An 18,696-nucleotide genomic window follows, 5' to 3' on the forward strand; every position below is an offset into this window, starting at 1 on the left:
TTCGAGCGTTCATCCATTGACAAAAATTCCAATTCTCCATAAAATAGTTAAGCGATTAACTATTTTATTTCGGAAGTAGTGTGGTGAACAATGAAGGACTTACAGGAATATGTCTCGGATATGCCGCTGCCTGTTCAAGTTTTCTTTACACTGGTGGACACAACGGCCCAACTTGTTGATGTCTCTGAGAAGTATTGGCAATCCAAAGGACTAAACGGCGCGAGAATCCGGATTCTGGTAGAAATCATGAAGGAAGGAGGCGTCCTCCTTCCTTCCATGCTTGCAAAAAAAATCGGGGTCACTAAATCCAATATCAGCCTTCTGCTGGTCCCTTTAGAAAAAGAGGGCTATATTCAGCGGCGGCCTCACCCCTCGGACGGACGGAAGTGGGTCGTCTCGATCACGGATGAAGGGCAGCGTCTCTTGCTGCAGCATTTACCGGGCAACCGTCAGGAGATCACGAGCAAAATCCAGGGTTTGGAGGAGCAGGAACAGAAGCAGCTCCTTAGCCTATTAAACAAACTGAAAAAAATGTAATGCCAATCTCTTCGAAAAGGATGATTCCTGATGTCGATTTTAATTACAGGCGCTAATGGCAAATTAGGCAGTCTAATCATCGGACAGTTACTGAAGATAGTCCCGCCGGAGCATCTCATCGCCGGCGTTCGCCGGCTGGAGTCTGGAAAACAGTATGAGCAGCAAGGAATAACCGTTCGACTATGTGATTACGATCAGCCGGAATCGTTAGAGGCCGCGTTTGCCGGCGCGTCTCAGATATTATTGATCTCAAGCTCTCATCACGATGATACAATCCGTTTACGGCAGCATATCCATGCTGTTGAAGCGGCAAAAAAGTCAAAAGCCGGACATTTGCTATACACCAGCTTTGCTTACCCCGAGCATGGTGCGGGCTCCCCTGTACATTTGCACTTGGCGACTGAATATGCGATTCGAACGACCGGGATCCCGTATACTTTTTTACGAAATGCTCTGTATACCGACTTTCTTGGGGCGCTTGATCTGGGGGCGGCTCTGGACAAGGGGCAGCTTGAAATCCCTCCGGGAGATTGGACATTCAATGCCGTTACACGCCGCGACCTCGCCTTGGCAACCGCCGCAATCCTCTCGCAGCCAGAAGTCCACAAGAACAAAACCTATGAGCTGACGGCTCCGAGTCCGTGGACATTCCGTGATGTAGCGGCAGCTCTCACCGAGCTAACAGGCAAACCGGTTGACCTGCTTCCTGACCCAGAGATTTCCCATTGGATATATTCCTTTTTACGCAGCATAGATACTTCATCGACCAGCAATCAGCTCGAGCAATTGATTGGGATGCCGCTCACTTCGCTCAAGGACAGTATCAGGCCATTCATTGCATGATGAGGCAGCATGATAATTGGACGTTTGATAAGTTATTTTTGCATAGACAAATGAAGAAAGATTTGCTAAGTTAATTACTGAACGACGTTCAAATCATTGTTCAGTAAGGAGGATATAATGGTCCCAAGAAATGATGCTAAAAAAGCAATTGTTGATGCAACTATAGAATTGATTCAAGAAAGCGGCGGGAATACCGAAGAACTGACCATAAGAACCATCGCCGAAAGATCCAATGTAGGAATAGGATTGATCAATTATCACTTTCAAACCAAAGAAAATCTGATCGAAGCTTCTGTTCAGCAAATCATCGGCGGGGTCATATCCAGATTCAAGCCAGATATGGACGGGAAGTTGAATAGCGTCGAGCAACTGAAAACCGTGGTAAAATCGGTTGCCGACTTCTTAGCGGGTAATCCATCCGTCTCACGAATCTCTATTCTTGGCGATTTAAAAACGCCGAAAACGTTCGATAATACGATGCAAACCGCGAAAGGATTTGGCCTGTCACTAAAAGACATGAATATTCCGGACAAGGACAAAACCTTGCTGATGTTTATGCTAACCTCTGTCCTGCAGGCTGTTTTTCTGAGAAGGGAACTAAGTGAAGAGCTATTTGGATACCATTTTGACGACAAGGTTCAAAGAGACCGGTTCATAGATGTCATCATGAACCATATGAAATGGAAGGGGACAGATACCGATGAATAAACAGCTTGGTTTTTATTCCTCAATCATCGCCGGAGGTTGCACGGTTCTATTTTTGATTGGACTTGTTACTTTTAACGGTCCGCTTAGCTATTTCGTATGCCTGTTACTCAGTTGGGCCTATGTGTTGCTGGCTTGCGCATTCGCTCAGGAAGCGGAAGAAGATAAGAAAGGAATTGCTCTGGGAGGCGTAGCGATCGCGGTTATTTATTCGGTTTTTACAAACTTCGTGTATTATTCGCAATTGACGACGGTTGCCCATCAGTCTGCAAGTCCAGCGGTCATCGAAGCGATCACCTTCACGCCTGGCAGTTGGGTGTTCGGATTCGACATCATGGGGTACGGGTTAATGGCGTTATCCACCTTTCTCATCGGGCTTACCATCCGTGCGCAAACCGGAAAAGAGCGGGTGATGAAATATATGTTCCTCATCCATGGGGCATTTTTCCCGGTTTGCGTGCTTCTTCCGATGTTCAACGTGTTTAAGCAAGGCGGTGAATCTGATATGTCTGGTGTAATCGCTCTTATCTTTTGGTGCATCTATTTCGCCCCGATGATGGCACTGTCTACTATTTATTTCCGGAGCCGTAAACGAGACAGCAACCCCCTTGCTTCAGCAAAAGCCTGATACCGGTCATCTGCTCTTTTCGGCGTGGAATCTTAACACCGTTTTTAGCTTCTCCGGCATTGTCTTTCGAGGATCGGACAAATAGATTTCCCGATGCAGTTTACTAGTACGGGTGTAACCATTCTCTGCGCAGAAAGCTTCCATTCGGGCAAAGCTGGCCGGTTCATCGTCATAATTGCCAACATGCATCATCTGACAGCATAGGCCCTCTTCCATAGACTCAAAACGGGCGGTCTCCAGAAACGGATTGGGCTTTTTCACTTTTACTTGCTCCAGAAACCTCTGAAATCCTTGCGCTGTCAAAAAATCAGGTTGGCGTATCATCAATGTATATTTGTAATTGCTTTTGTCCGTTGAAGGTTTGGTTCGATCTACTAAATCCCAGACTCCCTCCATCGGAAAAACGGTATATTCGTAGTAACCCTCCGGCACATCCTTGCTTTTGTATGACATCCTTACGGTATAGCTCAAGCTGTACAAAGCCTCGACCGCCTTAGAGAACTCCCCTCCGTTGGGGTCTCCGGAGCCCTCCACCATAATAAAATTCATCTTCGGAACCTGGATAATCTCTGGAGACGGCTTCGGCAGATACAGTTGCTTGAAATCCTTCTTGAAATCCACTTTTCGATTCAATGGATGTGCCCCCTTCATATCATGATAACCTCAGTATATCGCCCTAAAGCTATTGGATTCATTCAATCACCGATCGGCCTTGCTCTCTTCTAAATCCTCCCATTGAAACCCTGTCGCCTGTTCGCTCCATGCCCAGAACCGTGATGCTTCATTGGAATCCTCAGCTCTCGCGGAAGGACGAATCCGCTTCTGCCGGTAATAATAACCGCCGGATTGTCCCGCCAGCTCCGGAGCAGCAGCAAGAAATACGGCCGTGGCGGAGCCTTCCTCCGGAGAAAGGAAAAAGGGGCGCAGCAGCTTGTGCACCATTTTGCCAAATCCGGTTTGGCGATTGACGCCAATGTCTGTCGACACAGCACCCGGATGCAGGGCATTCACCGTTACCTTCGTTGCGGCCAGCCGGGATGCCAATTCGTGGGTGAACCAGATATTCGCCAGCTTGGAGCGGCCATAGGCATTCCATGTTTTAAAGCCTCTGCTCATACCTGGATCTTCATAGTCCATTCTCCCAATCTTGTGGGCACCCGAGGAGACCACGACGATTCGTCCTGCGGTGCTGCGCAATAGAAGGGGCAGCAACAGCCCTGTCAGCAGAAAATGCCCAAGGTGATTGACGCCAAGTTGCCGTTCGAAGCCATCCTCCGTCTCTTCCCGCTTGATTGTAACCACTCCCGCATTATTGACAAGGACATCGATATGCTCGACCCGTTCCGCAATTTCCGCTGCCGCCGCACGAATACTAGAAAAGGAGGCCAAATCACCCAATACCATCTCCGCATCGTTACGCCCGCTTCGGCGATTCACCTCATCGACTGCTGCCTGGCCCCGCTTGGCATCCCGAACCAATAACAAGACCTTCATACCATGCTCGGCTGCGAGCAAAGCTGCCGTTGCCCGCCCCATACCACCGCTTGCCCCTGTTACTATAGCAATGCGGTCCTTACTCACAAATGATTCCGTCCCATTGGCCTCCGCTTCGAAATCCTCCATCCCCCTGCACATCCCTTCGCCTATTCCCCTTATTTGCTCCCTGCTTCTTCATTCGATTTCCAGATGACATTCTCTCCGTAGTCCTTACCCCAATCATACATCGCCTTCAATAAAGGCATTAAGCTCTGTCCATATTCTGTAAGCGAATATTCTACACGCGGCGGAACCTCGGCATACACCTTCCGCTCCAGTAATTGGTCTTCCTCCAGCTCACGGAGCTGGTTCGTCAACATCTTTTGTGTAATATGAGGGATTTGTCTCTTCAGCTCACTAAATCGTTTGGTTCCTTCCAGACCAAGATGCCATAATATAATCAGCTTCCATTTGCCGCCAATCACAGCAAGAGTCAATTCTTTTTCACAGTTGATTTCCTGTAGATTGATTCGTTCCTTCACTTCAGAGGCCATGCATCCGAACCTCCTCTCGTTTATTCATTTTAAGACTCTAATGTATATTTATTTTACTATAGTGATGGATTAGTGCAAAACTCGCATTTTACATTCCATTCTATAAACGGCAATGAAAAAAGACCGGAGTCCTGTTCGCTCAGGAGCCCCGATCTTATAACTTCTTATTCCAGATTGGCATGCCGGCCGAACATATCTGCCCCCGTAATACCTTCCATATCCATCAGTGTTAATACCAAGGCATCCAGACAGAGCAGAAGTCCTTGCTCAAACAGAGAACCCATCGGCTGAATCGTGATCGCCGCTCCGCTTGCAGCTGTGTCTTCCTTGGCTGATGCCGGAACCTGAACAATAGCTTCTGCCAGCTGTCCGATAGTAGATTCTGGCTTGATGGTAATCAGTCCAACCCTTGCCCCGATCCTAACGGCCTTCCTTGCCATCACTGTCAAGCTTCCCGTCTCTCCTGACCCGGAGCATAGCAACAGCAGATCAGTTGGGCCAATTCCAGGCGTCACGGTCTCTCCCGCCACATAGACCTGCCGTCCGGTATGCATCAAGCGCATGGCAAATGCTTTTCCCATTAGTCCAGATCGGCCGGCCCCGGCAATAAACACCTTTTCTGATCGGAGAACAAGCTCTGCCATCGTCTCTAGCTCCGTATTGCTAATACGGGTAAGCAGACGCTCCAGCTCCTTCAGAATTTCGGTTGCATAATGTGTGCCGCTCATGCTGCTTAGCCTTGCTTGATCAAACGTTGAATTTCGGATGCTACTGCGGCTTTATCCTCCGCACCGGTAATGCCGCCGCCAACGATAACAAGATCTGGGGCAGCTTTAATGACCTCAGGCAAAGTCTCAAGCTTGATCCCGCCTGCAACCGCGGTCTTGGCATTTGTCACGGCACGTTTGATCGTCAGCAGATCTTCGAATGGATTCTCTCCAATCGCTTGTTGATCATACCCGGTGTGTACGCAGATATAATCGACGCCAAGCGCATCGACTTCACGCGCCCGCTTCTCAAGATCCGCCACGTTGATCATGTCCACCAGAATCTGTTTGCTCTGCTTCTTAGCTTCTTCTACCGCACCCTTGATCGTCATATCATTGGATACGCCCAATACGGTTACCAGATCCGCACCCGCCTCGGCTGCCTTCATGATTTCATACCCGCCGGCATCCATAATCTTCAGATCGGCGAGCACCTCCAGATGAGGAAAAGCATCCTTCATTGCCTTTACTGCGTGCAAGCCTTCATTAATTACAATCGGCGTACCGATTTCAACAATGTCCACATAGGACTCAACCTCTTTCACAAGCGCAATTCCATCCGGAATATTTACAAGATCCAATGCAAGCTGTAATTTCATAGCAAGTAGCCTCCTAAGTCGTTGGTTCACCTTATTGTAAAGATGAATTCTACGAACCGGAAGTACGCACTTTGAAGTGGGGTAGTTACCTGGAGGATACTATTGAATAAAGAGGGCTTATTGACTGACCAGCCTCAGATGGATTCAGAAGCCTCTTTCATTTGCCGTCCCTTTCAAATTAAGTCAGGACTTTGCGTTGAACCTAAATATTCATATTGGTACACCCGACCTGTAGCGCCGGAGGGCACGGCACGGAATTTCCCTTTATCTACAAGGAGCCTACAATACTTGATGACCGTTTCCTTGTGAAGCTCCAGCTCTCTGGCGGCTTTCGCAGGGCGAATCATCCGATGGTGACGAATGGCCAGACGCATCAGTTCCCGCTCAATTCTCCCGAATTTACGAAGAACGCCCCCTTCTTGTCCCGTCGGCGCAACCAAATATGGCGTCAATATACCGCGAAGCATAGTTACGATGAATAAAGGGTTTTCCTTCAGCTCATCCAATGAAATCTCAATATAATGAAAACCTTGCGATTGCAGATAGAGTCCACGATTCAAATCCATGCGATATTTCGTCCGATCCTGCCCATGCGAACCGTAATCCATAATCTCGAACACGAAAAAGTACTCACCCAATTTCCACATGAAATCCGTGTAATAAGACCGTCCCCTCCAATCCTTCACCTCGTATTCGGGATGCAAGCCATTAAAGTGCCCCATAAGCGGCCACCAAACTTTTTCTGCAAATAAACAGTTCCCATAACCGTGCCCTCTCCTCAACGCATCCTTTCGATCTCCTTGCCGCCTGGCTAAATGACTTTCAATCCACTGATCGTGCTCAACCTGAAAACTCAATGTTTTTCACCTCAATTCCCCATTTTTGCTCAAAAAAATACCCGGTCATCCTTTATCACTAAAGGAATACCGGGCGTGCTTCGCCAGTCATATCTAGATTTAATAATTATAGTATGTCATCCCAGTTCCAATTTCAAGAAAAAGATGAGCAGCGGGAATTTGTACGTTTTTCCCTATAAAAGTCACGTGTCGGCGTCTAAATTACTACTGTTTATACTATATTTCGTACAAAATTTCCGATTCTACCATCCATACTGGATTTTTTATACGACATTTCGTATAAACGCCCTCATAGCAGCCGCACAAGCAGATCTTTATACGAAATTCCATACAAATATTCGCTCGTCCACCCAAATACCGAGGTATTCGATCACCTCGTCCGTTCTTTGTAGGAAATTACGGACAAAACTCTCCGGGATTAAAGACAGCCGTTATAATGGGATGATGGTTCTTATTCAGTCTGCTTGGGGCTTGGAATGAACTCATCCTATGTCCTCCATTTTGCAGCAGCCGAGTTTTCCCTCTCCCCGTGCCGGCATTTAGCTACTAATCTTTACAGGAATAAACACCTCCATCTGCCCCCAGCCCTGTGCTTCCATAACAGCCTTCGGCGTAATGATATGCCCCATGGAATAGTGATTCGGCCGGATATCAAGCTCAAGAAAACCAGAATTTCCAATGTAATCGAGCACTTCCTTTTGTAGCCTGTCATGTGCCTGCCCGTCACGGTCAAGATAAGCAAAGGTGATGTACAGCCCGCCGTCAAAATCCATGGTTTCAAAGCCACCTGTTTCTCCGTTTTCCGTTAACGCCCAAAGCCATACCATTCCCTGCTGTTCTTCATCGTAATAAAGGAAGTCCCTAGGCATAAAGCTCTCGCTCGGTTTAGGTGTTACGCTTGAAAAAAACTTGTCAAAGCTTCTCAAAATCCCATCATCGGAAAAATCACCAACCTCATCTAATCCTGATGTTACCGCCTTGAATGGAGGCAGTGAAATGATTCTGAAATTCATAAAAAATCCTCCTTGAATAAGTGATTGATTTAAATTTTTTCTTCTCATATCATTTTGCTATAAACTGTTCAATTACAGTCGAAACTTCGTCCATACAATCCGCAAAAGCCCTTAGCTTGTCAGCAATCTTCTTGCGCCTGCTTATATTCTGCAGAGCCTCCAATGTAACGTTAAAGCCACCGCCCAAGGCCTCTAAATCCGTGCCGTTGTCATCATTCCAATAATGTGCTGTTTTTCTGTAAAGGTCAATGATGTGGTTAATAAATGTCATGTTGGGATCCAGGGCAAGCGCCTTGTCTAAAAACTCCTTGCAGCAGCCGCTGTTGGTGGCAAGACAGCAAACATAAACGGTGTGCATACCCCAGTTGTCGAATTCTTCCGGCGTGATTTGCTCGAAATAACCTTTTTCAATATGATCTGCCCATGCACGAAATGCTTTTACTCCAAAGCAGTAATTCTCATTTTCATAAGCAAGCAGCTGAGGCAGAGATAATATCCGCTCCCGATAGACTCCAGCCAAGTCTTTGCTTTCCTGCTTTTCACCGATAAATAGCCAGCCATGACAGTGATCATCCTGCTCGGTATATCCCTTTGGCAGTAAATCCTCCACGGATATGGAATCAGGAACCGTTCCGTCTCCCCCCATATAGAGCAGGGTTTTCCCGTAATCAGCATACCCAACAAGCACACCCCAGCTAACACGGTTATGCGGGTTGTTGCCATAATCATTCAGAATGACAGGGATTCCCTTGTCAATATACGCCATGAGCATTTGCACATACATTTCACGGTTGGACAGAATTTGCTTCAGCGGAACAAAGGTGCTTGCATACCCGCATTCTTCAAAAATTTCTTCAATAACGTGATGGTTCCCTTTCTCGCTCAGGCGATAATCCACCACGCCACAACCTCGAAAGCCGTTTTTGGAATAAATTTGCGTGAAGTTCTCCCCGGTTAACCCGGCAAAAAACCAATAATCGAAATCCTGTTCATCCAGACATTCCATCACATAGCTCGCACAGCCGTTGAACCAATAATTCTGACCGTATTCGGGATGAATGATCTGCCTCATTTGAGGCAGTGTGTTGTTGCTCTGTTTCACATTTATTTTCAATGCCCCCTGCGTTGTATTTGTTTTTGCTGAGGTTTTCAGTTGTGAAATTTTGACAGAGCGGAGACGCTTTTTTCCTTGCCCGTTTGTGCCGATCAGAATGGTCTGCGGTGTTTGCAGGTGTAAGTCCATAACCATGTAAGGAAAGCTAATGGCGCAAAAGCGGACTTCGCCATTCAGAATAACCGCAAAATGCTTTTCACCCACAACCCACGTCAGCTTGTTATAGCGATCATGAGGGATATTTCCGATTCCCGGATAGGAAAATTCATTCCCTAGTACAGGCTGCTGAAAAGAAAGTGCATGTTTTTTTAAAGCTTTGTCCGCATAATTTTCAGCATTCATGGTGTAGGTGCAATCTCCGTGGGAGAACCAGAGGCTGCCCTCGGTTGTTCCCCAAAGGTATTCTTCGCTCTCTTCCTGTGCCAAAAATTCCATGTCAACCCGAAACGGGAGCCTCACAGCCACATTGGTATCCAGCTTTCTTTCGGAAATCCATGCGATAAATTCAGCCTCTCCATTCTCCAGAACCGTAAAATGGGGATCATAAATCGGCGTGATTTTGTGAAAATCAACCCCATATTGCCGCAGAATCGGGTTAGCCTTTTCGATTTCTTCATAAGAGATACTCTCTGTCATTTCAAACTCAGGATAGTCCACAAAGTTAGGCTTGCGCTGTCGTACAGGGACATAAATATTTATCCGCTCTCGATTGTTTTCAGGGGAAAACACAGCTTCGATCAATGCCTCATGACGTAAGCCGCCATTATGAAGAAAATCCACCTCAAAGCTTGGGTTATCGTCAAAGCTTTGCAGCATCCGGTACTGTAGGGCCCCCAAGTCTTCATCTGTATAAGTGGACGAAACCGCAAACAAACCGCCCGCGAATTCTCTGTATTCAAATGGAAGCGCCTCTGTTGATTCGTTACGCTTTTCCATGTCAGCGACTTGGCCGGGAAGCTTCTGCATCATAACGATATCCTCACCGATCTGATACTCAAATATGGTGCGGCTTCCCGGTTTGCCAAAGGGGATTTGATTGGCGGAAAGCCAGTCCCAGAAGCTCTCTATTTCCGATTTCCTGCTGTCCGTTCTTATAGATGTAATCACAGGCATTGGCGGCAACGTTACAATATCCATCTCCAACGGTCTTGCCATCTTATCCGTAATTGTGTTCAAGGCTTCTATCGATAAACCCTTTTTTAAAGCCGGCAAAGGCTCTGTTTGCGCTTTTTCATAGAGTAGTGGCAGTGCAGAAATATGGGTGATTCCGTGTGCAGTCATAGCGTTCAGAAAGTCATTGACAAAAGCTTTTAATTGGGAAAGCGTACTGATTTCTTCATCAATTTCCTCCATGCGTTTTACAAAGCTTTGCACTAAAGTCTCCATGTCCTGATTTTCGTAAATCCGCAGAATATCCTTGATGGAAATTTGCATTTTCCGCAGTACCAAAATCTGCTGCAGCCGATTGATATTTTCACTATCATAAAAACGGTGCTTCTCAAAGTGCGGACGCTCGCTCTTCAGCAAGCCTACCTGTTCGTAATATCTGAGTGTTCTTGAGGATATGCCGAATTTTTCCGTGACTTCAGTTATTTTCACTAGATTCATAACAGCCCTCCGTCTCGTTCTGCTATCATTATATCAGTTGACCTAACGTCAATTTCAATGCCTCATTTTCTCAATTAACGAAAGTATTTTGAGCAAATAGGTAAATAAAAAAGGGAGCTCTCTTCTTGTGGAAAAGAGAACCTCCCTATGAGTCATTTACACCGGATTCGATTCAGCTTTAGTTATAAAAGTTGTTCCTGTCCATCTGTGATATTCAGCTTTTCCTCAAGCAGCTTTTTGTTATAAACAACACTTTTATCGTTAGGTCTATATTTCCTGGCCTCTTCGTTATGAAAGTATGATTCCTTATATAGACCTAAACGGTAATAACAAACGCTCATATGAAGGTGCGGGTACCAGGTCCAGTAGGCAGGAAAGCTGAAACTCCATTGATTCGTATCGGCAGGTAGCTTTGTGGCCAAGTCATACCAGAAAATAGCTGTATGATAGTCATTTTTTCGATAAAAATAATATCCAAGCCGGCTTGCTACTTCAGCTCTGGGTTTACTGTAATCGAAGGAGCGGCACAATGCGGCAAATTCCTGTTGCATTTTTCCGAGAAAACGATAGCAATCCGCCATATTGATGCATGCGTTGATTTTATCCTCAACCCATCCTTCTCTAAGCTTCAAATTTTCCTCATAGCTTTCAATGGCTTTTTCGTAATGACCGTTCTCCCTCAATTCATTTCCATAGTAAAAATAGTCCCGTGCGCTGAAAGTATCGCCTCGGGCAATCTTGGTTTCGTAAATTTTCAGGTTTCGTCCGACTTTATGTTCCGTCTTCTTATGGGTGATGGCCACGTCGGAGTTGATAACATAGCCGCTCACATCCAAATAATTGTGCACATCTCCGCGCCATTGAAAATTTTTAGCTGTTTTAACCAAACGGTTACGGCGATAACGAAGCGTGACGTTTCCGAATTCATCCATGCCCGCATTGTAAAACATAGAGACGGAATCCACGGTTGGATCTAATGTTTTTTTAAGCTCGAGAAATGCTTGTCGGTCTCCCTCGAGAATAACGTCATCGGCATCCAAATATAGAATGTACTCTTTCGTTGCATAAGTAAAAGCATGATTTCTCGCTTCCGAGAAGCTGCCGGTCCACGGAAAGTGATAAATTCGGTCCGTATATTGCTCGGCGATTTCTATCGTACGGTCTGTTGAACCCGTATCAATAATGTTAATTTCATCAACAATATCTTTGGCAGAGTCCAGACAGCGAGCAAGAACTTCTTCTTCGTTCTTTACGATCATACAAAGGCTTATGGTAATCATGAGAGTTATTCCTTTCATTAAGATAATAAGAGATGAGAAGGAAGAGGAGAATACTCCCGAAGAGGAAGTATTCTCCGAAGAAGCTAAGAGAAGAACAAGATAACACTTAAGTCAGTCTTTACTCCTTGAACAGAAAATATATTCACAGCGCTTTTGAAAATGTCCCCTACTTGGATCGCAACGCTCATTGTTGCTGCAGGAACAGTATATCGAAATACATCTGTAATTAGACGACTAAACATAGATGTATGCAGCAGTGCTGTATCATATGGTCCGGAATCTACAAGTGTACCGTTCACATCAAATCATGTTGTGAATTGTGAAGTTCATAATGTTTCTCAGCCGTTGCAGTCTCTAGAAAAGTTGGATAAGGATCTGAAGCAAATTCCCTCCCTGGTTCAACCAGTTACCCAGTCGGACCCGTAGGTCCAGTGGCACCAGTAGGTCCAGTAGGCCCGGTTGCCCCTGTAGGTCCCGTCACCCCGGTCGCTCCAGCAACTCCAGTGGCTCCAGTGGCTCCAGTGGCTCCAGTGGCTCCAGTTACACCTGTTGCTCCAGTTACTCCAGTTGCTCCGGTCACGCCAGTTGCTCCTGTTACTCCAGTTACTCCAGTTACTCCAGTTGCTCCGGTTGCTCCTGTTGCTCCGGTTGCTCCTGTTGCTCCAGTTACTCCAGTTACTCCGGTTGCTCCAGTGGCTCCAGTCACACCAGTGGCTCCTGTTGCTCCGGTAACTCCAGTTGCTCCAGTAACTCCTGTTGCACCAGTTACACCGGTAACTCCTGTTGCTCCAGCTGCTCCAGTGGCTCCAGTGGCTCCTGTTACTCCGGTTTCTCCAGTCACACCTGTTGCTCCTGTTGCACCGCTCACACCAGTAGCTCCTGTTACTCCGGTTGCTCCAGTCACACCTGTTGCTCCTGTTGCACCGCTCACACCAGTAGCTCCTGTTACTCCGGTCGCACCAGTCGCTCCAGTGGCTCCGGTAACTCCAGTTACTCCAGTGGCTCCGGTGACTCCAGCCACGCCGGTTGCTCCAGTCACACCTGTTGCTCCAGTGACTCCAGTCGCTCCAGTTACTCCAGTCGCTCCAGCAACTCCAGTGGCTCCGGTTGCTCCTGTTACTCCAGTTACTCCAGCTGCTCCTGTTGCGCCAGTTGCTCCAGTTGCTCCAGTTACTCCAGTTACTCCAGTTGCGCCAGTCACACCTGTTGCTCCAGTGACTCCAGTCGCTCCAGTTACTCCAGTCGCTCCAGCAACTCCAGTGGCTCCGATTGCTCCGGTGACTCCAGTTGCTCCTGTTGCTCCAGTTACTCCAGTTGCTCCGGTCACGCCAGTTGCTCCGGTTGCTCCAGTAGCGCCAGTGGCTCCGGTTGCTCCAGTGACGCCAGTTACACCAGTTGCACCAGTTAAACCAGTTGCGCCAGCCACGCCAGTGGCTCCGGTAACTCCAGTTGCTCCAGCTGATCCTGTTGCGCCAGTGACTCCAGTCGCGCCAGTCACGCCAATAGCTCCAGTTGCTCCAGTTGCTCCAGTTGCTCCAGTGACTCCTGTTGCTCCAGTCACTCCAGTCGCTCCGGTGGCGCCAGTTACACCAGTGGCTCCAGTTGCGCCAGTGGCTCCAGTGGCTCCGGTCACGCCAGTCGCTCCAGTCGCTCCAGTGGCTCCGGTGGCTCCTGTTGCTCCAGTGGCTCCGGTCACACCAGTCGCTCCTGTTACTCCGGTCACACCAGTTGCTCCAGTTGCTCCGGTCACGCCGGTTACTCCAGTGACACCCGTTGCTCCAGTAGCGCCAGTTGCTCCAGTGACTCCAGTTACTCCGGTCGCGCCAGTTACTCCTGTTGCTCCAGTCACGCCAATAGCTCCTGTTGCACCAGTCGCTCCAGCAACTCCAGTTACTCCAGTTGCACCAGTTACTCCAGTCGCTCCAGTGACTCCAGTTGCTCCAGTCACACCTGTTGCTCCAGTTGCTCCAGTTGCTCCAGTTGCACCGGTCACACCAGTAGCTCCTGTTACTCCGGTCGCACCAGTCGCTCCAGTTACACCAGCTGCTCCGGTTGCTCCAGTGACGCCAGTTACACCAGTTACACCAGTTGCACCAGTTACACCAGTGGCTCCAGTTGCTCCAGTTGCTCCAGTTGCTCCAGTAACTCCTGTTGCTCCTGTTGCTCCGGTCACACCAATAGCTCCAGTTACTCCAGTTGCTCCAACTGCTCCTGTTGCGCCAGTGACTCCAGTCGCGCCAGTCACGCCAATAGCTCCAGTTACTCCGGTTGCTCCAGTAGCGCCAGTTGCGCCAGTTGCGCCAGTGGCTCCAGTTGCTCCAGTTGCTCCAGTTGCTCCAGTCACTCCAGTCGCTCCGGTGGCGCCAGTTACACCAGTTGCTCCAGTTGCGCCAGTTGCGCCAGTGGCTCCGGTCACGCCAGTCGCTCCAGTGGCTCCGGTTGCTCCAGTTGCTCCGGTCACACCAGTCGCGCCAGTTACTCCTGTTGCTCCAGTCACGCCAATAGCTCCTGTTGCACCAGTCGCTCCGGTAACTCCAGTCGCTCCAGTGGCTCCAGTCGCTCCAGTGACTCCAGTTGCTCCAGTTGCACCAGTTGCTCCAGTAACTCCTGTTGCTCCTGTTGCTCCGGTCACGCCAATAGTTCCAGTTACTCCAGTTACTCCAGTTGCTCCAGTCGCGCCAGTGACTCCTGTTGCTCCAGTCACTCCAGTCACTCCAGTCGCTCCGGTGGCGCCAGTTACACCAGTTGCTCCAGTTGCGCCAGTGGCTCCGGTCACGCCAGTCGCTCCAGTGGCTCCGGTTGCTCCAGTTGCTCCGGTCACACCAGTCGCGCCAGTTACTCCTGTTGCTCCAGTCACGCCAATAGCTCCTGTTGCACCAGTCGCTCCGGTAACTCCAGTCGCTCCAGTGGCTCCAGTCGCTCCAGTGACTCCAGTTGCTCCGGTAGCTCCAGCAACTCCTGTTGCTCCGGTGGCGCCAGTTACACCAGTTGCTCCAGTGGCTCCAGCCACGCCGGTTGCTCCAGTGACTCCAGTCGCGCCAGTGACTCCTGTTGCTCCTGTTGCCCCAGTTGCTCCGGTTACTCCAGCCACACCAGTGGCTCCAGTAGCGCCAGTTGCACCAGTTGCTCCAGTGGCTCCAGTGGCTCCAGTTACACCAGTCGCGCCAGTTACTCCTGTTGCTCCAGTCACGCCAATAGCTCCTGTTGCACCAGTCGCTCCGGTAACTCCAGTTGCTCCAGTTACACCAGTTGCTCCAGTTACACCAGTTGCTCCAGTCGCTCCGGTCACGCCAGTCGCTCCAGTGGCTCCGGTCACGCCGGTTACTCCAGTCACACCTGTTGCTCCAGTCACACCTGTTGCTCCTGTTGCACCGGTCGCCCCAGTGACGCCAGTTACTCCAGTCGCTCCAGTTACTCCGGTTACTCCAGTAACTCCAGTGACGCCAGTTGCTCCAGTGGCTCCAGTTACACCAGTTGCTCCAGTCACACCTGTTGCCCCAGTCACACCTGTTGCTCCAGTCACACCAGTCGCGCCAGTGACTCCTGTTGCTCCAGTGACTCCAGTTGCTCCAGTCACACCAGTTGCTCCTGTTGCACCGGTAACTCCTGTTGCACCGGTAACTCCAATTGCACCAGTCACACCAGTCGCGCCAGTGACTCCTGTTGCTCCTGTTGCCCCAGTTGCTCCGGTTACTCCAGCCACACCAGTGGCTCCAGTAGCGCCAGTTGCGCCAGTTACACCAGTTACACCAGCTGCACCGGTAGCTCCAGTCACACCAGTTGCACCAGTTGCTCCAGTGGCTCCTGTTGCACCGGTCGCCCCAGTGACGCCAGTTACTCCAGTCGCTCCAGTTACTCCGGTTACTCCAGTAACTCCAGTGACGCCAGTTGCTCCAGTGGCTCCAGTTGCCCCAGTCACACCTGTTGCTCCAGTTGCTCCAGTGGCTCCGGTCGCTCCAGTCACACCAGTGGCTCCTGTTGCTCCAGTTACACCAGTCGCTCCAGTTACTCCGGTTACTCCAGTAACTCCAGTGACGCCAGTTGCTCCAGTGGCTCCAGTTGCCCCAGTCACACCTGTTGCTCCAGTTGCTCCAGTGGCTCCGGTCGCTCCAGTCACACCAGTGGCTCCTGTTGCTCCAGTTACACCAGTGGCTCCAGTTACTCCAGTTACACCAGTTGCTCCAGTCACACCAGTTGCTCCTGTTGCTCCTGTTGCTCCAGTTACACCAGTGGCTCCAGTTACTCCAGTCACACCAGTGGCTCCTGTTGCACCAGTCGCTCCAGTTGCTCCAGTAACTCCAGTGACGCCAGTTGCTCCAGTGGCTCCAGTTACTCCAGTTACACCAGTGGCTCCAGTCACACCAGTTGCTCCAGTGGCTCCAGTGGCGCCTGTTGCTCCTGTTGCTCCAGTTACACCAGTTGCTCCGGTCGCTCCAGTTACACCAGTTGCTCCGGTCGCTCCAGTGGCTCCAGTTGCTCCGGTAACTCCAGTGACGCCAGTTGCTCCAGTTACACCAGTGGCTCCAGTTACTCCAGTTACACCAGTTGCTCCAGTCACACCAGTTGCTCCTGTTGCTCCTGTTGCTCCAGTTACTCCGGTCGCGCCAGTTACACCAGTTGGTCCTGTAGGTCCTGTAGGTCCAGTTGGTCCTGTAGGTCCATTTACGCCATCAAAGAGGAGGACTCCAATATCATCGACCAGGATATCAGCTGCTCCCGCTTGAGGTAGTACACTGATTGTAATAAGTGCTTGCGTAGTTCCTTGTGGAGCAGGAGTAGTAATGTTATACAACTCCAGCCATTGTTCAGATGTCACGTCTGGAATTCGACCACTATAGTTGATAACGATTAACCCCATCCCAAGGAAATTTGTTGCTGCATCATAGAAAGCAACAGACAAACTAACCATTGGGCTAGGCAGCGCACCAATTTTGGATAGTGAATAAATGATACCTAGATTTTCTCCTTCCTGAATGGTAAAAAACTGTGAGAGAAAAGAGTTAGTAGGCCCACCCGACATCTGTGCACTGAAAAATCCCGAGTGGCTATATGTTGCGTTAATCTTTACAGCTTGTGAGAACCATGGGGTTAAGGTCCCAGTCTCAAATTGACCATTAACTACAAGATTGATTAAATTCACTAAATCTTTCACCTCCATCATAATTACTCCAATAAATATCTAGAGACTTGTACATCTTATGAAATTAATCTCAAATGTGTCTCCGCTGTTAGTAACTGATAACAGTATATTTTTTAAAGACTCGATCTAAAAATCAGCACATGACGATCAAACGAAATAAATGATGTCGATTACATTCCACTAGAATACCTGCATTAAAATGAGAATCGAGAATCTTCTCTTGCCAAATTCGCTTGGTTCTAAAAATGTATTTAACTGTAAAAAATCCCAGACTATTGATCAAAAGTAGGGATTATGTTTTAAAGGAAAATGATCGGCGTGAAGTATATGCCGCTTTGAATGATGAAACCACACGGTTTCAGAATCAGGGTGGTATTTTTTGTTTTAGCGAGAGGAGAGATCAAATTATCACGTTTTGAAATTGAATTTGAAGAATGGCTTTCTAAACAAATCTCCAATGAATTGAATCCTAGAAGGCGGGAGTTACTTAGGAAAGGGTTGGGTCACGGAACTGTGGAGTTTCTTAGAAGGATTTGGTACCCGGCAATCGGGAATTTCAATGATTTGTATGCGGAATGGGAGGTGCGGGATTTGAACAATTGATACCGTTAACTCGATCTCGCGTACATGCCGACCGGTGTAAAAGGATGATCGAAATTCTTGGATGCGGCTCACATGCGAGAGATATCGAAACAGGGCGATTTAAAGACTTATGTATGAAGCAGGCTATGTTAAGCCTTGACGATTGGTTATTCCTACCTATCGCATATTTATCCATCAAGGAAGATCCCTCCATTTGTAATCAGCTTGTGTTCTCATTCGTTGGAAAGTTTACCTCTTTGCCGGCTTTGCACTCTTTAGATTGGATTGAAAATGAGACTATACGTTATGCAAGGCGACTTTTACGGCCATTCACTTCAAAAGAACTAGCTTCCTTCTCCAACGTTCAGAGAAGCATGCGAGGCGTATTCTACAGCGGCTTGTACATAAAACACCGGTTGCCTGTTGTAGATGAGAAGCAAAGATACCGCACCTGGCAGCTTTCGGAATCTCGTTCTCTAAAAGACATTCGAGACTTTTAGAACGCATTATTATGGTACTTTGATCGATAAGGGATATTATCAGGCTCAACCAGTTTTTTCTCACCAAAATTCACCTTTAAGAGGACCAAATGTCCGTTAGAACTTACTTAAATGAAAGAATGGTTTCTAAGGAGATGTAATGTCCGTTAGGAAGCAAAAATGGATGCGGGCATACATGGGTGCGGCGTACCTTGGGGGTATTCCCGTTATCGTACTCACCTAAATGAGAAAAATCCCGATCCATTCGGATCGGGATTTTTCATTGTTATGGAGCCTAGGGGGATCGAACCCCTGACCTCATCGCTGCCAGCGATGCGCTCTCCCAGCTGAGCTAAGGCCCCCTATTTAGTTAGCACTGGTTTCACAGCGACCCTTTGAGTATATAAAATCCTTCAGAACTTGTCAAGAAGCAGGGGTGTAAAATGTTGTTGTGCTGTGATAATGTCACCCTATAACTGTTCTGAGATAATGTCACTATGGGACAGGAGACATT

At 48.4% G+C, this 18,696-nt stretch carries 15 protein-coding genes and 1 tRNA gene; 5 read left to right on the plus strand and 11 right to left on the minus strand.

The features are described 5' to 3' along the window. Nucleotides 1-90: 90 nt before the first annotated feature. From KQJ23_RS06835 to KQJ23_RS06850, 4 genes are all read left to right on the plus strand, one after another. On the plus strand, nucleotides 91-537 hold the full coding sequence (locus KQJ23_RS06835) for a MarR family winged helix-turn-helix transcriptional regulator (protein ID WP_216478044.1): 447 nt from the start codon (nucleotides 91-93) through the stop codon (nucleotides 535-537). A 30-nt stretch (nucleotides 538-567) separates the two neighbouring features. Then, the gene (locus KQJ23_RS06840) at nucleotides 568-1,380 is read left to right on the plus strand and encodes an NmrA family NAD(P)-binding protein (RefSeq protein WP_216478046.1); all 813 of its coding nucleotides are present in this window, start codon (nucleotides 568-570) and stop codon (nucleotides 1,378-1,380) included. A gap of 117 nt (nucleotides 1,381-1,497) precedes the next feature. Further along, nucleotides 1,498-2,088, plus strand: coding sequence for a TetR/AcrR family transcriptional regulator (locus tag KQJ23_RS06845; protein ID WP_216478048.1), 591 nt, complete (start codon nucleotides 1,498-1,500; stop codon nucleotides 2,086-2,088). Next, the gene (locus KQJ23_RS06850; protein ID WP_216478050.1) at nucleotides 2,081-2,713 is read left to right on the plus strand and encodes a hypothetical protein; all 633 of its coding nucleotides are present in this window, start codon (nucleotides 2,081-2,083) and stop codon (nucleotides 2,711-2,713) included. Before KQJ23_RS06845 ends, KQJ23_RS06850 begins: the two co-directional genes overlap by 8 nt. A gap of 6 nt (nucleotides 2,714-2,719) precedes the next feature. On the opposite strand, the gene KQJ23_RS06855 is transcribed toward KQJ23_RS06850, so the two are convergent. The 10 genes from KQJ23_RS06855 to KQJ23_RS06900 all read right to left on the minus strand — a co-directional run bounded on the left by KQJ23_RS06855 (nucleotide 2,720) and on the right by KQJ23_RS06900 (nucleotide 17,139). Next, complete coding sequence (locus KQJ23_RS06855; RefSeq protein WP_249529553.1) at nucleotides 2,720-3,346, minus strand: GyrI-like domain-containing protein; 627 nt, start codon at nucleotides 3,344-3,346, stop codon at nucleotides 2,720-2,722. A 66-nt stretch (nucleotides 3,347-3,412) separates the two neighbouring features. Continuing rightward, complete coding sequence (locus tag KQJ23_RS06860; protein ID WP_216478055.1) at nucleotides 3,413-4,336, minus strand: SDR family NAD(P)-dependent oxidoreductase; 924 nt, start codon at nucleotides 4,334-4,336, stop codon at nucleotides 3,413-3,415. 29 nt (nucleotides 4,337-4,365) lie between these two features. Next, on the minus strand, nucleotides 4,366-4,743 hold the full coding sequence (locus KQJ23_RS06865) for a winged helix-turn-helix transcriptional regulator (RefSeq protein WP_216478056.1): 378 nt from the start codon (nucleotides 4,741-4,743) through the stop codon (nucleotides 4,366-4,368). A gap of 164 nt (nucleotides 4,744-4,907) precedes the next feature. Next, entirely contained in the window at nucleotides 4,908-5,471 is a 564-nt protein-coding gene (hxlB, locus tag KQJ23_RS06870) for a 6-phospho-3-hexuloisomerase (RefSeq protein WP_216478058.1), read from the minus strand. Between the two features lie 5 nt (nucleotides 5,472-5,476). Beyond that, complete coding sequence (gene hxlA, locus KQJ23_RS06875) at nucleotides 5,477-6,109, minus strand: 3-hexulose-6-phosphate synthase (RefSeq protein ID WP_216478060.1); 633 nt, start codon at nucleotides 6,107-6,109, stop codon at nucleotides 5,477-5,479. 173 nt (nucleotides 6,110-6,282) lie between these two features. Beyond that, nucleotides 6,283-6,756 (minus strand): hypothetical protein, encoded by a 474-nt coding sequence (locus KQJ23_RS06880; RefSeq protein ID WP_249529554.1) that lies wholly within the window; start codon nucleotides 6,754-6,756, stop codon nucleotides 6,283-6,285. A 749-nt stretch (nucleotides 6,757-7,505) separates the two neighbouring features. Then, nucleotides 7,506-7,979: a GyrI-like domain-containing protein gene (locus KQJ23_RS06885; protein WP_216478064.1), complete on the minus strand. Its 474-nt coding sequence runs from the start codon at nucleotides 7,977-7,979 to the stop codon at nucleotides 7,506-7,508. 49 nt (nucleotides 7,980-8,028) lie between these two features. After that, nucleotides 8,029-10,701: a MerR family transcriptional regulator gene (locus tag KQJ23_RS06890; RefSeq protein WP_216478066.1), complete on the minus strand. Its 2,673-nt coding sequence runs from the start codon at nucleotides 10,699-10,701 to the stop codon at nucleotides 8,029-8,031. Between the two features lie 182 nt (nucleotides 10,702-10,883). Continuing rightward, nucleotides 10,884-11,981 carry a glycosyltransferase gene (locus KQJ23_RS06895; RefSeq protein WP_216478069.1) on the minus strand — a complete coding sequence of 366 codons (1,098 nt, stop codon included), beginning with the start codon at nucleotides 11,979-11,981 and terminating at the stop codon, nucleotides 10,884-10,886. 406 nt (nucleotides 11,982-12,387) lie between these two features. Beyond that, nucleotides 12,388-17,139, minus strand: coding sequence for an NTTRR-F1 domain (locus KQJ23_RS06900; protein ID WP_249529555.1), 4,752 nt, complete (start codon nucleotides 17,137-17,139; stop codon nucleotides 12,388-12,390). A 321-nt stretch (nucleotides 17,140-17,460) separates the two neighbouring features. On the opposite strand from KQJ23_RS06900, the gene KQJ23_RS24085 reads away from it, so the two are divergent. Beyond that, nucleotides 17,461-17,724, plus strand: coding sequence for a hypothetical protein (locus tag KQJ23_RS24085; RefSeq protein WP_346779357.1), 264 nt, complete (start codon nucleotides 17,461-17,463; stop codon nucleotides 17,722-17,724). A 747-nt stretch (nucleotides 17,725-18,471) separates the two neighbouring features. Here the strand turns inward: KQJ23_RS24085 and KQJ23_RS06910 are convergent. Then, nucleotides 18,472-18,544 (minus strand) — tRNA-Ala (locus KQJ23_RS06910). Nucleotides 18,545-18,696 lie beyond the last annotated feature (152 nt).

The sequence above is a fragment of the Paenibacillus brevis genome, from assembly GCF_018919145.1.
Lineage (GTDB): Bacteria > Bacillota > Bacilli > Paenibacillales > Paenibacillaceae > Fontibacillus > Fontibacillus brevis.